The organism is Paenibacillus tepidiphilus (genome assembly GCF_008635795.1).
Classification (GTDB): domain Bacteria; phylum Bacillota; class Bacilli; order Paenibacillales; family Paenibacillaceae; genus Paenibacillus_AQ; species Paenibacillus_AQ tepidiphilus.
In genome coordinates this window covers 212,478-232,665 of the sequence record NZ_VWRQ01000003.1, presented here as the reverse complement: position 1 = coordinate 232,665, position 20,188 = coordinate 212,478, and the positions used below count along the sequence as shown (strand labels likewise).

The following is a 20,188-nucleotide window of genomic DNA, read 5'->3' as shown; positions in this document are numbered from 1 at the left end:
GTTGAAGCAACTACAGGTCACATCCTTTAAGTTTAGGTGGTAAAACAATGACAATGATAAAGCGCTGGAAGGGTAAGCATGCCTTGTTTTGGAGCTTCACATTCCTCCAGAAATATAAGTTTCATTTTGCGATTGCCATCCTACTGGGGATGACGCTCAGCGGAGTGAATCTGGGCAGCGTGCTTTTCATCGAATCAGCCGTGAAGCGGGTCTCTGAGAATGACAACAATATTATACCGATTGTCCTTATATTGCTGGGCCTTTTTGTTGCGGGAACGGTTCTAACCTATATTACGGAATATCTTAACGGCAACATCGGCGCTTCAGTAGCCCGTGATATGAGAGAAGCCTTTGCACTCAAATTCATGAGAATAAGCCAGTCCGGAAAGGACCGTATCAATTCTGGGGATATCGTTTCCAGGTTTAATTTCGACCTGGGCATTATAACAGGGTTTATCCCGGGAGGAATCACCAACTTATTGTATCAGACAATTATGGCGTTTATCGCAATGATCTACATGTTGAACGTGAATTGGTTTCTATTGCTCATCAGCGTGGCCATTATTCCGGGAAGCATGGTGATTGTAAATAAGCTGAGGAGTAAAATCGGTGACAGCTTTGGGGAGAATATGGAGAATATCGGGCGAGGAAATACAGTCGCTTCAGAAACTATTCATAATATTCATGTAATAAAAGCTTATAATTTGCAAGCTAAGATGTTTGAGAATATCCAAACCTTTTTTAAAGGGAGTCTGAACAGTTGGATTCGCATTCACAAGCTGTTCTCGCCGATGTTGATGTTAAATATTATCATGAAAGAGTTTCCAAAGGTCTTGTGTATTACCGTAGGAAGCTATTTGGCCTTACATAATCGTCTGGAGATCGAGAGCCTTATAGCTTTTGTTCTTCTATTGGATTATGTGGTGATTCCCATTACTAACCTGCCCGAGATCATTACGTCCGTATCCAATACCAACGTGGCCTGCGGAAGAGTTGTAAAGATCTTTGAGATGCCTGATGAAAGAGATACTGGGCTGGAATTGACGGCGGATCAGCAAAATCCCGTGTTAATTGAAATGGAAAATGTACACTTTAGCTATGATGAGGGGAGAAAGGTGCTGGAGAATGTGAGCTTCCGGCTAAAGCTGGGGGAAAAGATTGCCCTGGTAGGTAAAAGCGGCTGTGGAAAGAGCAGCATTATCAAGCTGTTGGGTGGCTTATATGAATGTAGCAAAGGTGAGCTGTATATCTACGGCAGGCCTTACCGGGAGACCACGTTAGCAAGTATCCGCAAGCATATCTCAATGGTCACGCAGGATGTGGTGATATTCCCGGCGAGTGTTGCAGATAATATTGCCTTTGGAAGCGGTAATCCTGAATTATCAAGAGATGAAATTATAACAGCTGCGAAGCATGCGAATGCCCATGATTTCATTATGAGGCTGCCGGAAGGATACGACACGGTTATGGAGGAGAATGGCGTGAACCTGTCGGGAGGCCAGAAGCAGATGATATCGATTGCCCGAGCATTTCTCAAAGCTTCACCGATTATTCTTCTGGATGAGTCGACTTCCGCTCTTGATCCTCATGCTGAAGCCGTTGTTACAGATTCGTTGAACCGTTTAATTCAGGGCAAAGGTGCAGTTATTGTATCCCACCGGGTATCTTCAATTATGAACAGCGACCGGATACTGGTTATGGATCGCGGCCAAATTGTAGAGGAAGGTACCCATGAAGCTTTGATTGCCGGCGATTCACTATATAAGAAGCTATATGCGGCAGGGTTTGAGGATCAGGAAGATTTGAGGTTAAGTCTATGATCAGAAAACAATATTTCCGTGAATTGAGCCGCGTTTATTCAATGATCTACGAAGCGAAATTTAAATATATGATTTCTTTAGTGATAACGGGAGTCGCTACCCCTTGTATCCAAATCTTGTTTGCATTTGCATTTAAGAATGCTATCAATGCGGTGCAATATAACAATTCAGCCCTGTTTGGAAAAGCCTGCTATCTGGTCATCGCTTCAATCATCATACAGTGTATGGTTGAGCCATTGGCAAACTGCTATAACGGCATCCTCGTCAATCGTATCATTTGCCGTATAAAGGAGGTTGTGTTCAACCATACCGAAAAGCTCCCCATCTCTTATTTTGAACGTACGCATAGCGGCGACATCATGGCCAGATTAACCTCTGATATTGAACAATTCGAGCCAATCTACAGAGGTACTGCGAGAAACCTTATGCAGACAGTAATCTTTGGAATCAGCGCACTGATCAGCATGTTGATTTTGAGTTACGAGCTGGTGATATGCTCGCTTGTTTTTTCCAGTGTCATTTTTTTTAGCAATGCGGCCTTTACCAACATCTTAAGAGCTCTCAGTCAGAAGAATCAGGAGCAGCTGTCGAAGGTAACTCAGGCTTTTGTGAATGTTTACAACGGCGCTGCAACTGCCAAGATTTTTGCTAAACAAGAGAATCTTATGTCACAGTTCCAGCGCGAGAATTCGTTATTGGCCGGTGTGGCCAAGAAAACGGCAAATACAAACGTAAAGAAAAGCTCCTTGAATTATGCTATTTCCTTCGGAAGCCGGGTAGGCGTGTTGTTGATTGGACTAATCCTGGTCTCCCGTAATCAGCTTGACATTGGTTCGGTTATAGGAATTGTAACGCTGCAGACAGGTGTGACCAATATGTTTGTTTCGATTGGAGGATTCCTGGCTACAATGCAAGGAAATCTGGCCGGTGTTTCACGGATTTTTGAAATATTAGATACGAAAGCAGAACAAGAACGATATGCAATACAGGCGGCTTCTGACCCGGAAAAGGATGACATGATCGTCTATGAAAATGTTTGTTTTTCATATGATCATGAGAACTATGTGCTGAATCATATCAACCTGAGCATGAAAAAGAATAATGTATATGCCTTAGTGGGGACGAATGGAAGCGGCAAGTCAACATTAATGAAGCTGTTATTGGGCTTTTACGAGCCCGAGGGCAGAGTCAGCCTGTTGGGGAGAGCCTTCGGTGATTATTCCTTGCAGGAAATACGAGACCGGATTACTTATGTAGAACAGCATCCTGTCTTGTTCAGTACAAGTATATTAGAGAACATCCGGTACGGGAAATTAGACGCTTCTGAGACGGAAGTAATGGAGGCCGCTAAGCTTGCGGGGATTCATGAGTATATCGTTAGCTTACCTGACGGATATGGCACATTTGTAGGTGATAACGGAGCCTTTTTATCAGGTGGACAGAGACAGCGGATAGTTATTGCCAGAGCATTGATCAAAAATGCGCCTGTCATTATCCTTGACGAAGCTACTTCATCATTGGATACGGAGAATGAGCTGGATATCATTAAATCGCTGCAGCAACTCGCCGACAATCGGATTGTTATTATTATCGGCCACCGGCTGAGTTCGATTCAGAACTCCGACTGGATTTATGTATTGGACCGCGGACAGATCAAGGAGCAGGGCACTCATGGACAGTTGATGGAGAAGCAAGGTTTATACTGCAAATTATATAGGCTTCAGCTGACGGAATCAGACACAATAAGCTTGGGTTACGGACAGCCCCTGGGAGAGCTGATATAAAGAGTTGGAGAGGTCTTGGACATGAAACTGCTGTGTATCCCCTATGCCGGGAGTTCTGCCTACCATTACTGGGTATGGAAAAGGCATTTGCAGACCGACATTGAGCTTGTTCCCTTGGAATTAGCCGGACGCGGAAGCAGGTACGGAGAACCGTTCTATACAACCTTTGCCGATGCGGTGAATGACCTTTACCAACAAGCAACAGAATGTGTACAAGGGTCGGAATATATTTTGTTTGGTCATAGTATGGGAGCCTTACTGGCTTACGAGTTGGCTGTCATGCTGCATAATCAGCAGCTGCAGCTTCCTGTAAAGCTTATTCTGTCAGGGAAAACACCCCCTATTTATGCACACTCTCCAGTGCCTGTTGACGAGATTGTCAGTAGAACGAGAGAATTGGGGGCTACACCTCCGGAGGTATTAGATGATTCTGAATTATTTAGAATATTCATGCCGATTCTGGAGGCGGACTACAGAATACTTAATGATTATAAGTTCAATGTAATGAATGAAAGACTGGATGTTGACTTCTCTATTTTCTACGGTACCCGGGATAAAAGCACACCACCTGAGCATATGGCGAACTGGAAGACGTTAACCCGCAGATCCTGTGAGCTTTATTCATTTCAAAGCGGTCACTTCTTCATCAATGATGACATCAAGCAAACGGTTCAATGCGTACAACAGGTAATTTTCTCTTGAGCAGGGTACAAAGGACAGATCCGGGAGGTAGAATACAATAATATGGAAAAAAACGTAATCTTCGATTTCGACGGAGTCATCATTAACTCTCATGAGGTGCAGGTTAAAGCTTTACAGCAATCATACAGGTTAATATGCGGAGAAGGAGAGCCGCCGTTTCAGGAATTTTTCCGCAATAGCGGCGATAGCCTGCAAAGAATTTTTGCCAAGCTGGATTTACCGTTATCCATGATACCGATCTATCAGCAAGTCAGCAGGGAGAATATCGCATCCATCCAAATTTATCCCGGGATGAGAGAGCTGCTGCAGGAAATCCGAAATTATGGTATTCCTTGTGCTTTATGTACCGGAAAGGACCGCAGCAGAACCTTGGAAATATTAAAACACCACCGGCTCGGAGAATACTTTGATTTTATTGTATGTTCTGATGATGTTCATCATCCTAAGCCCCACCGGGAAAGTATAGATCTGATTCTGACACACTTGCAGCTCGCCGGACAGGATTCAGTTATGATCGGTGATGGAATTAACGATATTGTATGTGCAAGGAATGCCGGAATTCAGTCGATTGCAGTTTCATGGGGGGATGTTTCAAAGGAAGAACTTCGGCTTCAGCAGCCAACGCTTCTGGTTGAGACGGTAGAGGAACTTAGAGATGCCATTTTTAATGGCGGTTGTCTGCCTGAAAGAATCCCTGTAAAGAATTCTGTCCTAAGGAATGTGTGATCTATGAATACTATTAATATCGGTCTTATCGGGTGTGGCTGGATTATGGAAAAAGCGCATGTTCCGGTGCTTGCAAGCATTGAAGGAGTAGAGATTAAGGCGGTCTACGATATCCCTGATACTAACGCAGCGGAGTTTGGCAATAAACATGGAATTCCACATGTCTTTACAGATTTCGATGAATTTTTGGATTCCGATATCACTGCTGTGATTATTGCGTCACCTAATTATACGCATGTTGACTACACAAGACAGGCATTGCTAAAAGGAAAGCATGTATTATGCGAAAAGCCGGTTGCCTTCCTAGAAGCGGAAATCAGAGAAATCGTTGAACTGGCTGAGCAGAATGGCCTGATTTATTTGCCGGGCTTTGTAAACAGGTTTCGCTTAGACGTTAAGAAGTTTTATCAATTATTTACGGAGGGAAAAGCAGGGGAGCTGGCACATATTGAAGCTTCTTGGATCAGAAAGTCGGGTGTTCCAAACCCGGGAAGCTGGTTTACTAACCGCAAGTTTTCTGGAGGCGGAGTATTGACCGATTTAGGTTCTCACATCGTTGATATATGTACTATGTTTACGCAAGGAAAGGAAGTTTCGGAAGCTTCGCTGACTACCGTTAGGACCGGAGGGGGGGAGGCAAAGGACAGTGCCGGATGGTTTCAAACCAGCTCAAGCGTTCTTAAGGCTGAAATAGATGTCGAACGAACGGCCGTAGGCCAGGTTAAACATAGCGATGGGACTACAATGATTGTTAAGGTCAGCTGGGCGGAGGATGTAGAAAATGATTATACCCATATCGTGTTAACCGGTACAAAAGGAAGGTTGGAGATGAAAACGCTTTTTGGATTCAGCAATCAACGCTTATGGGATAAGGATGAAATAATGCTCATGGATGACCGGAACAGTGAAACTTTAGTCCTGAATAGAGAAACTAACCATGCCTTCCAGGCCTTCTATGCTTTGGGGCAATATTTCATTGACCAGATCAGAGACCGGTCGGGTACATATCTTTCAGCGAAGGATGCCATAGCTTCGGTCGCATTGATAGAGAAAATGTACAGCAACGAAACTGTGGTCGAGTGCTTTCCGGCCGGTTATTTTGACAGGTGAAGCTATGAGTGAATTTATTCTGGGTGTAGACATCGGGGGAACATCAATAAGATTTTGTATTTATAATGTTGCTCAGGATTGTGTCGAAGGGTCTCTTGTAAAAAGGACGTTTATCCATCTGGAGCATGCCGCAGCAGAAGTTGAGGCGAATTTATTTCAACCGATTGATCAAATTGTGCAATCTTATGAGACTGCCGGAATAAGGTTAAGGGCTATAGGCGTTTCTTCAGCTGCCCTATTTGACCGTAAGCATGGAGTGATCACTGTATGGCCCAATAATCCACTATGGAACGGATTTCCTTTACGGACCTGCCTCGAGCAGCGCTATCATGTCAATGTGTATATGGAAGATGATTCCAACTGTGCGGCATTAGGGGAACAATGGAAAGGAAGGGGCGCCAGGCTTCACTCCTTCATCTATATTACCTTAAGCACAGGAATCAGCTGCGGCATCATTACTGATGACCAATTATATCCGGGAAAGCACGGGTGGGCTGGTGAGATTGGCCATATTGCAATGCTGGAGAACGGGCCTACATGTGTCTGCGGAAAAAAAGGCTGCCTGCAAGCGCTCGCCTCCGGGCCTGCTATCGTATCTGCATACTGTGAGCAATCAGGTATTGATCCCGCGTTGATTTCCTTGGAGGAGCTGGCCAAACGCGCATCCGCAAACGATATCGCGGCCTTAGAGGCATTCCGGAAAGCGGGACACTACGTTGCGAGAATGATAGAAATACTGGTTGCTGTGTTAGATATAGATTCGATAGTGATAGGGGGCGGGGTTCTGAAGGCTGGGGAATTTTATAAGGCTATCCTTGAAGAAGCTACAGATAACTTATTAGGAAACACCAGAAAAGTGGATATATTATTCTCGGAGCTTCAGGATCTTAACGGCATTTACGGTGCCGTAAAACTGTGCATGGATAAGGATATAAATATTAATCACTATCAAGATTAATATTTTTTATATTAATAATATGGAGGTTACGCAAATGAGTGAGACATTGGTAATTAATGGAGGAAGTCCTTACAAAACCAAACCCTTTCCGCAGTGGCCCATTTCCGGAGAAAGAGAGCTTGAGCTGATCACTGAAGTAGTGAAAAGCGGGAATTGGTGGAGAATGACCGGGACAATGGTCGATGAATTTGAAGAGAAATTTGCCAAAATGCACGATACTGAATATTGTCTGGCCGTCACAAACGGAACACATGCCATAGAGTTAAGCCTATCTGTTTTGGACATAGGAAGAGGTGATGAGGTAATCGTTCCGGCGCTTACATTTATCTCCACAGGCTCCGCGGTTATTTATTGCAATGCAACTCCAGTATTAGTGGATGTTGATCCGGAGACTTTCTGCATGAGTCCTGAAGCATTTGAGAAGGCGATAACCCCAAGAACGAAAGCCGTTATTCCAGTCCATATGGCTGGACATGCCTGTGATATGGATCGGATTTGTGAGATAGCCCGGAAGCATAATATTAAAGTAATTGAAGACGCTGCCCATGGACACGGAGGAGAATGGAAGAATAAAAGAATTGGCAGTATGGGAGATATTGCGATATTCAGTTTTCAGAATGGGAAATTAATGACCTGCGGTGAAGGCGGGTGCATTGTAACGAACAGCAAAGAATTCTATGATACCGCATATTTGATGCATGGAGTTGGCAGACCGAAGAATGATAGAACCTATCAGCATCTGGTTATGGGCTCCAATTACCGGATGAGTGAATTTCATGCCGCAATCCTGCTGGCCCAACTGGAGCGGATTGAGCATTTGAACGAAGTACGGGAGAAACACGCTTTGTTTCTGGATAACCTTCTGGAAGATGTCGAGGGCATTACGCCTCAGGGCCGCAAGGAAGGCTCCACCCTTAATCCGCATTATATGTATATGTTCTACTATGATTCACTGTATTTCAACGGAATGAGCAGACAACAATTTGTAGATGCTTTGATTGCGGAGGGCATTCCCAGCTTTATATCGTTTCCTGTCTTATCCGATACGAAGTTTTTTAAGGAGCAGAAATTCGGTAGACGGATTGAGGGGTACGACTACTCACAAGAAGCGGATTTAAGTAATGCCAGAAAAATTGCCAGCGATGTGATTTGGTTACCACATTATACCCTTGAAGGGGATACAGAAGATTTAAAGGACATTGCCGGTGCGATCAATAAAATTAAAAATGCGGGTCGATAAGGTGAAGAGATGCATTCATTAACGGTGGAATTAAAGGAAAGGCAATACCCTATTGTCATATCGGATGATATCAATGATTTCACCTCGTATATTCAAAGCGCATGCCCCGGGACAAGAGTGGTGATTGTTACAGATAGCACGGTATCGGAGCTGTATCTTGATGCTTGGATGCAAATGTTCTCCAGGCTTGGTTATTCTGTTCTTCATTATGTATTTCCGGAAGGGGAGCAGTCTAAAAATCTAAAGACAGTGGAAGCGATATACGGGTTCTTGTGCAGCCATAAAGTTCAAAGGCATGATGTAATGATAGCTCTGGGCGGAGGCGTCGTGGGAGATGTAACCGGATTCGTGGCCTCCACTTATCTGCGGGGAATTGGATTCATACAGTGCCCTACAACATTGTTGGCACAGGTGGACAGCAGTGTGGGAGGCAAGGTTGGAATCAATTATCAGAACATAAAAAACAATATAGGCTCTTTTTATCAGCCGGATCTGGTGATCATTAATCCGGGATTTATCAGGACGCTGCCACGGAGATATATCAACGCAGGGATTGTGGAAATTCTTGTACATTGTATCATTGCCGATAACAAGCTGTTTGAATATGTGTCTGCTCATATTGAAGATATATATTCCTTTGATAATGATGTTCTAGAATATTTGATCCATGAAAACTGCACAATTAAAAGTGAGATTGTATGCAGTGATGAGTTTGACCGCGGAATAAGAGCCGTCTTGAATTTCGGCCACACTATCGGACATGCCGTTGAATCCGTATCCGGGTTTTCGTTATCTCACGGGGAGGCTGTTTCGATAGGCATCGCGGGTGCTTTTAGATTGGGTGAAGCCCTCGGTCTGACGCAACAAGGAGAGAAGGAGAAAGTTGTAGCTTTACTGGTAAGCATCGGTTTACCTGTTACACTGGATGGATTCGATATCGACCAGGTTTTTGAAAAAATCCTTTTGGATAAAAAAAGCCGGGGAAATGAAATTGAGTTTATCATCCCTATCGCTGTCGGCCATGTCGAGCGGACCTCTATCAGTGATAATGGGCTGATCTACTCCGTCTTGAAGGAGCTTTACACTCATTAATGAAATATACCATAGCGGGTACTTCCAATAAGGATAACGTCACTGCAGTGTGAAGGATTCCTGCTGGAATACCCGTTTTTTTAGTAGAAGCAAGAAAATTTAACTGAAAGGAGAAAGTATGATTGAAGAAAATACTGGAGTATAACCCTTCAACGGTGACCTCCTATCCCCATACGGCTGTAATTATGTCCCTATTGGAATCCCGTAAGCCACTACTGCCCCGGCTGCTCACACACTATATTCAGTTGGCCTATTATAGAGCGGAGCGGCTGGACTTTAATATATGCTGGGATATTACCGAATTCATCAAAAATTACCCGCTCGTTGAGTACAATAAAATTCATCGGGGCATAATTCATAAATTGGGAATCAGCCCCGAAAAATTCATTACATCATCCATTGATCTCGGCTATTACGTTTATCTGTTAGTTGATCATTTTAATATAAAGCTCTCTAGCGAGAATTATAAACAAAAGCATCTTTACCACGATCTTCTAATATTCGGATATGACTCGGAGAGAAAAGTATTTTATATTGGTGAGTTTTTCAATGAAAACCCTTATTCTGTATTTGAAGTTTCATTTGAAGAGATTCTGGGCAGTTTTGAACATCCGTTTTTTGACTGGTTTGAAGGTGTGCATTTAATAAAATTAAAAGACGACATCTTTGATGAAGTTAACTATAATACTTTCTTTATAAAAAATCAGCTGTATGATTATGTTCATTCAATCCATACGTACAACGTTTCAATGCATGATATGAACAGAAGGAATGTATACGCTGCTGAGTTTGTCTATGGAATATCCATATATGATGTAATGATAACTATGATGAATAATGCGGGAACAAACGACGGTTATTTGGATATCAGAGCGTTTTATATCATATATGAGCATAAATTGATCCTTCTGAAGCTGGTGCAGGATTTATATCTTATCGGAAAATTAAAGAGGGCAAATCATTATTACATTCTGCTGTCAGAACTAAAGCAAGAAATACTGGCGTTCAGAAACTTGGCGGTAAAATATAACGTTGCGAAGAAGCCTTTAACTCTGGACAGGTTAATTGCAAAATGCCCCGAAATAAAAGAGCGGGAATATGAGCTGTTCGTTGAACTGGAGCGTGACATATTAGATCATTCCCAGGCTGAAGTCGTACATAATCAAAGCAAAATTAAGGCTGGTGATATAAACATTGAATCTGTACAGGGCGAATATGCCCTTGTACAAGACCGGTATGGTGGATATATTGGAGTGTTAAAGAAGCATTCAGAGATGCAATTTATTTTTTTCGGAACGGACCTCAGGATTGTTTTGAGGGAAACTAGCACGGATCAGGACTTTGAAATATATATTGATAATAAGCTGCAGCCTAAGCGGATTGAGGCTGACCAAGGCGTTACGGAAATATGCTTCGAAGAATTGGAGCGGGGTTACCATCTCTTCAGAATATGTACTCATTATGATGAACTGAAATTTCAGTACTGTGAAGTAAAGGTTCGTAAGGATGCCAAGAATATTGGGACAAGTGCAGCCTTATCGGGGACTGATTTAGTTACTCAGGGGGAATGGAAAGAAAGTTACGGCAGATGTGGCTATTATATCCCGGGAAGCACAGAGAAAATGCCCCCCTATTTAGTGAGGCAGGGAATGATCGTTAGAGACGCGGATATGGTCGTTCTATCGTATTGCTATTCCGATGACCGTGCGCTTGCGCCTGTACAAAGCAATAACAGACTGGGCTCCTATCTTTTACATACAGAAAAATTTGAAATTGAATTATTTATAACGGGAAACGAAGCCAGGAAGGTTTCTTTTTATTTTGTAGATTATGAGAAATTCGGACGAAGATTCACCATTGGAGTCTGTGACGCTGAGAACGGGAGTATTCTTACTGAATGTCATTTCAATGAGTATGAAACGGAAACGGGAATTTACGTAAGCCTATATTTAAAGGGTCATATCAAGGTGAAATTTGTTAAAAATTCAGGTCCTGATGTTACATTATCCGGAGTGTTTTTTGATTAATGGAAAAGGGCAGCGGAAGCCCGGGAGCCGCTGCCCCAACCCTTAATCCGAAGAGGATGAAGATGCCGCAGCGGCTGCAGAGGCCGCTGCGGCGGCGCTTGCAGATTGCTGGGCTATGACGATGCTGGTTAGGCTGGTGGAGAGTGAGGCGGTCAGCAGGCCCTTCTGAATATCCTCAATTTGCTTGTAGGCTGCCAGCGCAGCCGAGTACAGCAGGACTTCCTGCTTGGTGAGCCAGAAGCTGCCGAATCCTTTCTGTTCCCGCAAAAACTCGTATGTCTCTTCCACCGTACGCACAACTGTCTCCCGTTCAGCGGGCAGCAGCGACAGAATACCAAGCGAGGTTAAGGTATATTCCTTGTCCAGCCGGAGGCCCCGTCGGCGGAAATCCTCCTGCAGCAGCAGCAGCCGGCTTGCCGTTTCCGTGCTGTCTTCCCCTAGCACCAGTACCTGCGTCAACGCCTGCAGACGGTTACTGGCCCCGAACTCCGGCTTCAGCAACGAATAGAGCTGCTCCATACGTTCTACACTGCTCTCGACATCCAGCGAGGATAAGCCGAGCAGTGCAGCGTAAATATAATCATCCTGCCCCGTAAGAAAGTAATGCCGGGACTTCATCCGGTCGTAAAAGATTTTGGCCCGTTCAATGGCTGTACCGTAATTTCCGTCTGCCGAATGGGCAGCAATCTGGTGGGCGGCAATAACCAAGTAGTCGGAGGCTCTGAATTTGGCTTCCTTCATCTGTTCATAGACGGAGAGGGTATCGTTAAGCTGCTTGGAGGGATCGCCGGAGAGGGCCAGCAGAGCCGCGATGCAGACACCCAGATTTCCTCTGAACTGCGAGAAGAACCCTGTCTTCTCCTTAAGCAGATCGTAGCAGTAGCGGATTGCCTGCGCGTCCGCATTCCGGTTCTCCGCCGTATACAGCAATGCTGCAAGCCGGTTGATCTGGGCGTTGTGCCAGCTGAACTCTGATTTGACGTTCTGGGCATTGGCGGCGAACAGTTCGAGCTTTGCCTGGTAGGCTGTTTCCATTGCATTCTCTCCCATCTGCTGCGTATCAGCATGTACTCAGTTGTCTTGCTCCTACAAGTGTACTATGGATTGCAAGAAAAAAAGGGGTGAGCCAGATTTGCGTCTGTTCACCCCTGCAAATATTCTATTCTACATCCCGCCTGCCTGCAGATAGGCAATGCCCAGTCCGCCGGTGACGGGATTGCGGTAAATCTCGCAGTCGACGTCGAATACCTCGGCGATCAGCTCCTTGGTCAGAATCTGCTCCGGTTCACCCTTGGCCACGACCCGGCCTTCCTTCATGACATACAGGTAGTCGCAGTATTCGGCAGCCAGTGTCAGGTCATGGAGCGCGGCGAGAATGCCGATGTCCAGCTTACGCACGATGCTGAGAATCTGCAGCTGGTATTTAATGTCCAGATGGTTGGTTGGCTCATCAAGGATCATGAACTCCGGCTGCTGTGCCAGGGTGCGGGCCAGGATGACCCGCTGCTTCTCGCCGCCTGACAAGGAATTATAGCTGCGGTTCGCGTAGGAGGCCAGATTGACCTTGGCCAAAGCGGCCTCGACAATGCGGTAATCGTCGCTGCTGTCGGTTTCCAGCAAGCCCTTATGCGGAGTGCGGCCCATCATGACCATCTCCTGCACCGTGAAGTCAAAGCTCAGTTCATTGAACTGGCCGACTACCCCCAGCTTGCGCGAGACCTGCTTGGGATTCGCTTTGATGACATTGATATCGCCGAGAAGTACCTCGCCCTCGCGGGGTTTGATTACTTTGTAGATACTCTTGAGCAGGGTGGACTTGCCGCAGCCGTTGGGACCGATCAGGCCGACAAATTGCTTGTTCTTCACCTGGACGGATACTTCATTCACGATATGGGCATCGGCGAAAGAGACACATAACCGGTCGACATTTAAATTCATCAGGATTTCCCTCCAAACGCGTAGCCTTTTTTGACAAGCATATACATGAACAGCGGTGCACCGATCAGAGCGGTGATAATACCGATAGGAAGCTCTACATTCGGCACAATGGTACGGGCGATCACATCCGTCCAGATCAGGAAGATCGCGCCGCAGAGGACGGAGGTCGGCAGCAGCCGGCGGTGGTCGGAGCCTACGAGCCCGCGGACCATATGGGGGATAATCAACCCCACGAAGCCGATCATACCGCAGCTGGCGACCATTACACCGGTAATCAGTGCAGAGACAACCAGGTAGGCCCGGCGGTACACACTAAGGTTGATCCCCAGTGTAACGGCTGCCTCATCGCCGAGGAGCATGGTGTTAAGCACCCGGGACTGCAGCAGGAAGAAGGCCACGGACAGCACAATAACGATAGAGATCAGCGGCAGCTTGTCCCAGCTGGCAGCGGCCAGACTGCCCATGGTCCAGAACGTAACCGTCTTGATGCCTTCGGCGTTGTTGGCAAAATAAACGATAAAATTGGCGAAGGCCGTACATAACGCATTGATGACCATGCCGGCGAGGACAAGCTTGACGGAGGTCATTTTGCCGCCGGAGCTGGCCAGCATCAGCACGAGCAGCGAGGCGCCGACTGCACCGGCGAACGCCCAGAAGGCGATTCCCGTCTGCCCCAGGAAGCCGATCGACCCGAAGCCGACAAGGATGGCGAAGGTTGCGCCCAGCGAGGCGCCGGAGGAAATGCCAAGAATGTAAGGATCGGCAAGCGGGTTCTGCACAGCGGCCTGCATGATGGTTCCGCACAGCGTCAGTCCGGCGCCGATGAACATGGCGAGCAGGACGCGCGGAAGGCGGATTTTCCAGATGATATCTACGAATGAACCGGAGGCCAGATCCGCTGGGTCGCCGATTTGAATGCCTGTGATTTGATGAAGCAATATGCGGTAGGATTGGGAAATCGGAATTTCCACCTGCCCGAAGGATACGGCGGCGCCGGCCGACAGCAGCATAATGATCAGGAGTACACCGGTCATCGCTAAAAATCCGGAGCGTGTATGTATTAGTGATTTCTTGGGCTCGTTGCCGGTTAAGGTCGCAGTCTGCATGGCGATTATCGATTCTCCTAGCGTGTAAAGTTATTATCTAAATATATTTCTCTTGAGAATGATTGTCAATGATAATAATTCTCATTGACATGACGTTTAAATTTTAATATTCTACGTTTGTACCAGGCAGCACCGTAATAGCATTGCCTGCGGAACAAATTCATAGTTTACATAGAGGAGAGGGTCTGAAATCATGGGTAAAAGATGGAGAGGTTTGTTGCCGCTGCTTGCGGTATTAATGGTGGTATTGATGATTGCCGGCTGTTCTTCTAACAACGCCGGAAATGCAAATAACTCGGGCGGGACAAGCAATGCAGCCAATCAGGCGGCCACTGCAGAGCCTTCGGCTACAGCAGCTGCGGAAGAGACGGCGGCAAGCGCCAAGACGGTATACCCGCTGACGATTGAGAATTATACGAACAATGGAGAAGGAACGGAATGGACGTCTAAGTCACAGACATTTGACCAGGTACCGCAGAAGGTGGTTGCCAATACTCAAGGCGCTGCCGAGCTTATGATCAAGCTGGGTCTGACGGATAAAATTGTCGGGGTAGCAGCACTTTATGGTGACGGGGATCCGGCGGTAGCGGAGGAATTCAAGAAGCTTCCGGTGATTACCGAAAATTACGCCAGCAAGGAACTGGTAGTCGGCGCCAGCCCGGATCTGGTGCTCGGACGGGCGGACCTGTTCGCTGATGCCGATTGGGGTGTCGGAACAGTCGAAGGTCTGAACGGGCTGGGAATCAAGACTTATCTGCAGAATACCAGCGTGAAGGGCGCGACGCTGGACAGCCTGTACAAGGATATCGAGCAGATTGGACAAATTTTTGACGTACAGGAACAGGCGGCTGCCTTTACAGAGGAACTGAAAGCACGTGCCGAAGCGATTAAAGCCAAGTCTAACGGTGAGAAGACCTTCGCGTATGTATCGGACGGCGGAAACGGTGCAATTGCCGTCTACAGCGGAAACATTGACACTTTTGCCGGCGATGTACTGGGATTGCTCGGACTTAAAAACAGCTTCGGCGACATTACCGGCGAAATCAGCAAAGAGCAATTGCTGGCCACGAACCCGGATGTGATGCTGCTGTCCGACTATACAGGAGGCCCTGATCCGCAGGCCACCATCGACACCTTCTATGCCGATCCATCGCTGCAGAGCCTGAATGCGATCAAGAACAAGGAAATCCATGTCATTGATTTCAACCAGTTCTGGGGCTACAGCTACTCCATCTTCGACGGAGCCGAGAAACTGGCTGCTGAGCTGGCAGGGAACTAAGGCGAGAGACTTTGAGGTTTATGGAGTGGGGTTGTAGGAAGATTGGTAGAAGTAGCAGGATGATCGGAACGATATTTTGGCCTACGGAGTCAAGTAGTCGAATGATAGGAAGAGTAACAGGATGATCGGAACAGTATTCAGGCAGCCGGGTAAGCCCGGTTGCCTTTTCTTTTCCTTATGGATCAAAATTAAACCTTTGAATATTTCATATCGAAGATTTAAGATAAATGAATTAGCTTATTATGCATACGAACTATGCAATCCGATTGTAGGAGGAAATAATTGTGGAAATAGGTGTAAGCACCTTTGTCGAGACAACGCCCGATCCGGTAACAGGAGAGACAATGAGTCATGCGCAGCGGCTGCGCGAGGTGGTGGAGGAGATTGTGCTGGCGGATCAGGTGGGGCTTGATGTGTATGGTGTAGGCGAACATCACCGTCCCGATTTTGCCGCGTCTTCGCCTGCGGTAGTGATGGCTGCGGCGGCATCGCGGACAACCCGGATCCGCTTGACCAGTGCGGTGATGATCTTATCGTCCTCCGATCCGGTGCGCGTGTTTCAGGATTTCGCCACGCTGGACGGGCTGTCGGACGGACGGGCCGAAATCATGGTGGGACGGGGGTCTTTTACCGAATCGTTTCCGCTCTTCGGCTACGATCTGAAGGATTATGAAGAACTGTTCGAGGAGAAGCTGGATCTGCTGCTGCAAATCCGCGCTGCGGAGAAGCTCAACTGGAGCGGCAAGTTCAGACCGGCGATACATAACCAGACAATCTATCCGCGTCCGGTGCAGCAGCCGCTGCCCGTATGGATTGCCAGCGCCGGAAGCCATGCATCTGCCGTACGCGCCGGTACACTTGGCTTGCCATTCGCCCTTGCCATTATCGGCAATGTCAATCCTTCGGATTACGCTGAGCATGTTCGGCTCTATAAGGCAGCGGCGGCGAAAGCGGGCCATGATGTATCCAAGCTGCCGGTTGCCACGCATTCGCACGGCTTCGTCGCCGAGACTGAAGCGGCTGCTGCCGAGCGGTTCTTCCCTTCGACCTACGCCCGCACGAATTTCCGGGCCGTCGAGAAGGGATTGCCGCCTTATACCCGTGCAGACTATGACGCGGCTTGCAGCTGGGACGGCGCACTGTATGTCGGCGACCCGGCAACCGTAGCCGCCAAGATCATTCACCTGCGCAAGCATGTGGGGGTTACGCGCTTCCTGCTGCATGTGCCGCACGGAACGATGCCGCATGCGGAGGTCATGGAAGCCATCCGGCTGCTGGGAACCGAAGTGGCACCGCGCGTGCGGGAGGAAGTTGCGCGCTGGGAGAAGAGCGGGGAATAAGTAAGGCACGCTGGGAGAAGAGCAGTGAATAAGTAAGGCAAAGAAGAGCAGGAGTAGGTAAGGCTGTATGATCGAACGCAGAAGCGTAGGTTTAAGTACAAAGCACTAATTAACGTTTGTTCTTGCTCTTGCATATGCGATTCTATGCGTAAGAACGGATTAACAGCGGTTCTCCGATATGAGCAGCGGTTCTCTGTTATTGGAGAACCGCTATTTTTATTTTCGGGTGATGTATTTAGCGTTCTGCCGGTCTAATTGGAAAATCGCAAACTAATTTAGGGTTTTTAGCAGTTTTACAGAATCTAAGTGGAAATGAGCAAACTAATTCGCGGGTTTGGGCCGCCCAACCGCAAAATGGGGCAAATTAGTTTGCTGTTATCCACTTAGATCTCTTCCGCAAGCTTTTTTGGTTAATTTAGTTTGCGAAAATCCACTTAGTACCTTGAGCGTGCCGAGTATTAAAGGTTCCATACATGAACGTAGCCAGCCCTATGACAAGCTAGAAGTTATGCATAGCTGTGTTAGCTGGTAAAAGCAGAGTTAGTTTGGTGTATAGCTGCGTTAGATGTTGTATAGCAGCAGTCAGTTAGTAGCAACAGTTAGTAGGTACATAGCTGTGTTAACTGGCGAACAGCTGCAGTTAGCTGGTGTGTAGCTGAGTTAGTTGGTGTAGGGCTGCGATTAATTGGTGTACGGCTGGGTTAGTTAGTGTATGGCTGCGATAAATTAGTGTAAAGCTGCGTTAGATGTTGTATAGCAGAAGTAAGTAGTGTAGCAGCAGTTAGCTGGTGTAAAGCAGTAGTTAGACGGTAGCAGCAGTTAGTCGGTGCATAGCCGGGTTAGATCGTGCATGGCGAAGCTGCGTTGAGCCGGCACACGGGCAGCGACTACAGTTGAAGCAGCCTGTATTCATAGGCTGCGAGCGTGAAGCGGCCAGCGGGTACCGCGGCGCCGCTCAGCGCGTCCCGGGCGGGGCGCGGCAGGGTAACCGCGCCGCCGCGCCCGTCCATGTTGACGAGGGTCCACACCTCGTCAACCTCGCCGCGCCGCGGGCAGACCAGTGTGCCCGCGCCCGCGTCGGTGCGCAGCGTAACGCCCGCCCGCTGCGCGTAATGATCGATCAGCGCGCGCAGCAGCGCATCGCCGTCTTCGCCGGCCGGCAGCGAGCCGAGCATGACCACCGCGCCGCGGCCGTAAGGCTGCTCGGTGAGGAAGGCAAGGCCCGGTGTCCGGCCCTCCGTGATCTCTCCGATCACGGAAGCGCCCCCGGGCAGCGGCTCGAAGACCGCGCTCCACAAGGACAGAGGCGCGGACAGCCCGAAGGCCGTGCCGATGCTGCCGGTGCCGTCCATGGGGTAGACGAATTTGGTCTTGACCCCGGCGGCATGCTCAAGAGCGCCCAACGCGGCATCCGTATGCAGCGTATGCTCTGCCGTCCGCCCGCCAGTCAGCGGGCCGGCGATCCAGATGCCGCCCGCCTCCGTGAAGGCAAGCGCCTTCGCCAGGAACTCCGGCGATAAATAATGCACGAACGGCGTAAACAGCAGCTTATAGCCGTCCAAAGCGCCGCCCTCGGGCACCAGGTCGCGGTGAATGCCCATGTCCAGGATCCGCTTGTAGAAGTCGCCCAGCAGGCTGCGGTAATTCAGCTTGCGGTGAGGTTCCGTGGCCAGATAGGCCTTGGTGCGGTCCGAATAGGTGATGGCTACCTCCGCCTGCATGGGACGGGTCGCAAGCATCACCGGCTCGATGGCCAGCCGTGCCTGCGAGGCCAGCAGCACCTGATCGTAGCCGAGCGCAGGCTCGCCCCAGGCGCTGAGCACCGAGCCGTGCGGCTGCTCGCTGCCGCTGCGCTGCTGCCGCCACAGCCAGTAACAGAAGGCCCCGGCGCCCAGCGCATACGCAGCGACCGCTTCGGCCGCCACGTAGCCGTCCGGGTGCGGCACGGCATAGCTCTGCAGCGAGCCCGCATACGACGGGCTGGTCTCCATCACCCAGAAATCCTTGCCCGGCTTCAAATTCCGCCATAGGTCGCAGTTCAGCGTGTAGGCATGCATATTGGCCTGCGATGCATAGGTGTCGTAAGCGGCGAAGTCCAGGCCGCGGAACAGCTGCTCGTTGTCGAGATGAAAGGCGACGCTGCTGTTATGCGTAACAGGCGCCAGTGAATACCGCCGCAGAATGGCCGCCTGCTCGTCCGCGAATTCCGCGATCTGCTCCGCCTGGAACAGGCGGTACATGGTCTGCAGCGAAGAATTATGCAGGAAAGGGGTGGCCACAGGCTGCGGCACCTGGTCGAACCGCTGGTAGGTGTGACTCCATACGCCCGTTCCCCATGCTTCATTCAACTGTGCAACCGTTCCGTAACGCCTCTCCAGCCACTCATGCCATAGCGTCCGGCAAGTGCCGCACATACATTCCGCCACATGCGATTTGAATTCGTTGTCGAGCTGCCAGGCAACAAGGCCCGGCAGCCCGCCAAGCCTGCGGCCGAGGTGTCCGGCAAGGAGCGCAGCACGCTCCCGGAAATAAGGATTGTTCGTGCAGACATGCTGCCTTGATCCGTGTCCCATGACGTGCCCGTCCCTATCGACAAAGAGCCGTTCGGGGTGCCCGTGCGTCAGCCATACCGGCGGGGTCGCCGTCGGTGTGCACATAATCGTATCTATTCCATGCTTATGCAGTTCGGCAATGTACTCGGCGAACGGACCGGCGTCGATCCGGCCCTCCTCGGGCTCCAGCACCGACCACACGAACTCGCCCATACGCACCAGGTTAATCCCCGCTTCCTTCATCAGCAGAAGATCCTGACGGCGGACCTCTTCCTCCCACAGCTCGGGATACCAGGCCGTGCCGTGATACAATTTGCTTTTCATTTCGCTCTCCTTCCCGGGGCTACGCTTAAAGGTTATTAAGGCATCATAGGGGCTGTATCTTGCAGGGGCAATAGTAAACTTTTGCCGGCTTTGCACTTTCTTGATCCGGTGTCCAAAGCGGCGGAAAAGGCGCTGCCGCCAAAAAGTCCGATTGCCGGAAAAAACCGGCCGCAGCATAATAGGAATCGCA

The 20,188-nt window shown here is 48.7% G+C and carries 15 protein-coding genes; 11 read left to right on the top strand and 4 right to left on the bottom strand.

What is annotated here, in order from left to right; translation table 11 throughout:
• Positions 1–47 precede the first annotated feature (47 nt).
• The 9 genes from F1379_RS05155 (at position 48) to F1379_RS05115 (ending at position 11,459) form a co-directional block, all read left to right on the top strand.
• Complete coding sequence (locus F1379_RS05155; RefSeq protein ID WP_150267079.1) at positions 48–1,820, top strand: ABC transporter ATP-binding protein; 1,773 nt, start codon at positions 48–50, stop codon at positions 1,818–1,820.
• Positions 1,817–3,604, top strand: a complete 1,788-nt coding sequence (locus F1379_RS05150; protein WP_150267077.1) for an ABC transporter ATP-binding protein — start codon at positions 1,817–1,819, stop codon at positions 3,602–3,604. The genes F1379_RS05155 and F1379_RS05150 overlap by 4 nt, the downstream gene beginning before the upstream one ends.
• Before the next feature lie 21 nt (positions 3,605–3,625).
• Positions 3,626–4,306 carry a thioesterase II family protein gene (locus tag F1379_RS05145; protein WP_150267075.1) on the top strand — a complete coding sequence of 227 codons (681 nt, stop codon included), beginning with the start codon at positions 3,626–3,628 and terminating at the stop codon, positions 4,304–4,306.
• Between the two features lie 42 nt (positions 4,307–4,348).
• Positions 4,349–5,032 (top strand): HAD family hydrolase, encoded by a 684-nt coding sequence (locus F1379_RS05140; protein WP_150267073.1) that lies wholly within the window; start codon positions 4,349–4,351, stop codon positions 5,030–5,032.
• A gap of 3 nt (positions 5,033–5,035) precedes the next feature.
• Complete coding sequence (locus tag F1379_RS05135) at positions 5,036–6,142, top strand: Gfo/Idh/MocA family protein (RefSeq protein ID WP_150267071.1); 1,107 nt, start codon at positions 5,036–5,038, stop codon at positions 6,140–6,142.
• 4 nt (positions 6,143–6,146) lie between these two features.
• A complete protein-coding gene (locus F1379_RS05130; RefSeq protein WP_150267069.1) occupies positions 6,147–7,100 on the top strand; it encodes an ROK family protein in 954 nt (317 codons plus the stop codon).
• 34 nt (positions 7,101–7,134) lie between these two features.
• Entirely contained in the window at positions 7,135–8,340 is a 1,206-nt protein-coding gene (locus F1379_RS05125; RefSeq protein WP_150267067.1) for a DegT/DnrJ/EryC1/StrS family aminotransferase, read from the top strand.
• A gap of 9 nt (positions 8,341–8,349) precedes the next feature.
• The gene (gene aroB, locus F1379_RS05120; RefSeq protein ID WP_150267064.1) at positions 8,350–9,432 is read left to right on the top strand and encodes a 3-dehydroquinate synthase; all 1,083 of its coding nucleotides are present in this window, start codon (positions 8,350–8,352) and stop codon (positions 9,430–9,432) included.
• A gap of 122 nt (positions 9,433–9,554) precedes the next feature.
• On the top strand, positions 9,555–11,459 hold the full coding sequence (locus F1379_RS05115; RefSeq protein WP_150267062.1) for a hypothetical protein: 1,905 nt from the start codon (positions 9,555–9,557) through the stop codon (positions 11,457–11,459).
• Positions 11,460–11,501: 42 nt separating this feature from the next.
• Here the strand turns inward: F1379_RS05115 and F1379_RS05110 are convergent, their stop codons facing one another.
• From F1379_RS05110 to F1379_RS05100, 3 genes are all read right to left on the bottom strand, one after another.
• Positions 11,502–12,494, bottom strand: coding sequence for a DUF4003 family protein (locus F1379_RS05110; protein ID WP_150267059.1), 993 nt, complete (start codon positions 12,492–12,494; stop codon positions 11,502–11,504).
• A 129-nt stretch (positions 12,495–12,623) separates the two neighbouring features.
• On the bottom strand, positions 12,624–13,397 hold the full coding sequence (locus F1379_RS05105; RefSeq protein WP_150267057.1) for an ABC transporter ATP-binding protein: 774 nt from the start codon (positions 13,395–13,397) through the stop codon (positions 12,624–12,626).
• A complete protein-coding gene (locus F1379_RS05100; RefSeq protein ID WP_150267055.1) occupies positions 13,397–14,503 on the bottom strand; it encodes a FecCD family ABC transporter permease in 1,107 nt (368 codons plus the stop codon). The genes F1379_RS05105 and F1379_RS05100 overlap by 1 nt, the downstream gene beginning before the upstream one ends.
• A gap of 193 nt (positions 14,504–14,696) precedes the next feature.
• Between F1379_RS05100 and F1379_RS05095 the strand changes: the two genes are divergently transcribed.
• Positions 14,697–15,782, top strand: a complete 1,086-nt coding sequence (locus tag F1379_RS05095) for an ABC transporter substrate-binding protein (protein ID WP_150267053.1) — start codon at positions 14,697–14,699, stop codon at positions 15,780–15,782.
• 284 nt (positions 15,783–16,066) lie between these two features.
• Positions 16,067–17,122, top strand: a complete 1,056-nt coding sequence (locus F1379_RS05090; protein ID WP_150267051.1) for an LLM class flavin-dependent oxidoreductase — start codon at positions 16,067–16,069, stop codon at positions 17,120–17,122.
• 887 nt (positions 17,123–18,009) lie between these two features.
• On the opposite strand, the gene F1379_RS05085 is transcribed toward F1379_RS05090, so the two are convergent.
• Positions 18,010–19,998 (bottom strand): beta-galactosidase, encoded by a 1,989-nt coding sequence (locus tag F1379_RS05085; RefSeq protein ID WP_150267049.1) that lies wholly within the window; start codon positions 19,996–19,998, stop codon positions 18,010–18,012.
• Positions 19,999–20,188: the final 190 nt, after the last annotated feature.

Excerpts from the sequence above, each read along its gene's own strand:
- F1379_RS05095 (WP_150267053.1), top strand. The coding sequence starts at position 14,697 with ATGGGTAAAAGATGGAGAGGTTTGTTGCCGCTGCTTGCGGTATTAATG.
- F1379_RS05155 (WP_150267079.1), top strand. The coding sequence starts at position 48 with ATGACAATGATAAAGCGCTGGAAGGGTAAGCATGCCTTGTTTTGGAGC.
- F1379_RS05135 (WP_150267071.1), top strand. The coding sequence starts at position 5,036 with ATGAATACTATTAATATCGGTCTTATCGGGTGTGGCTGGATTATGGAA.
- F1379_RS05140 (WP_150267073.1), top strand. The coding sequence starts at position 4,349 with ATGGAAAAAAACGTAATCTTCGATTTCGACGGAGTCATCATTAACTCT.
- F1379_RS05105 (WP_150267057.1), bottom strand. The coding sequence starts at position 13,397 with ATGAATTTAAATGTCGACCGGTTATGTGTCTCTTTCGCCGATGCCCAT.
- aroB (WP_150267064.1), top strand. The coding sequence starts at position 8,350 with ATGCATTCATTAACGGTGGAATTAAAGGAAAGGCAATACCCTATTGTC.
- F1379_RS05085 (WP_150267049.1), bottom strand. The coding sequence starts at position 19,998 with ATGAAAAGCAAATTGTATCACGGCACGGCCTGGTATCCCGAGCTGTGG.
- F1379_RS05125 (WP_150267067.1), top strand. The coding sequence starts at position 7,135 with ATGAGTGAGACATTGGTAATTAATGGAGGAAGTCCTTACAAAACCAAA.
- F1379_RS05130 (WP_150267069.1), top strand. The coding sequence starts at position 6,147 with ATGAGTGAATTTATTCTGGGTGTAGACATCGGGGGAACATCAATAAGA.
- F1379_RS05100 (WP_150267055.1), bottom strand. The coding sequence starts at position 14,503 with ATGCAGACTGCGACCTTAACCGGCAACGAGCCCAAGAAATCACTAATA.
- F1379_RS05145 (WP_150267075.1), top strand. The coding sequence starts at position 3,626 with ATGAAACTGCTGTGTATCCCCTATGCCGGGAGTTCTGCCTACCATTAC.
- F1379_RS05110 (WP_150267059.1), bottom strand. The coding sequence starts at position 12,494 with ATGGAAACAGCCTACCAGGCAAAGCTCGAACTGTTCGCCGCCAATGCC.
- F1379_RS05150 (WP_150267077.1), top strand. The coding sequence starts at position 1,817 with ATGATCAGAAAACAATATTTCCGTGAATTGAGCCGCGTTTATTCAATG.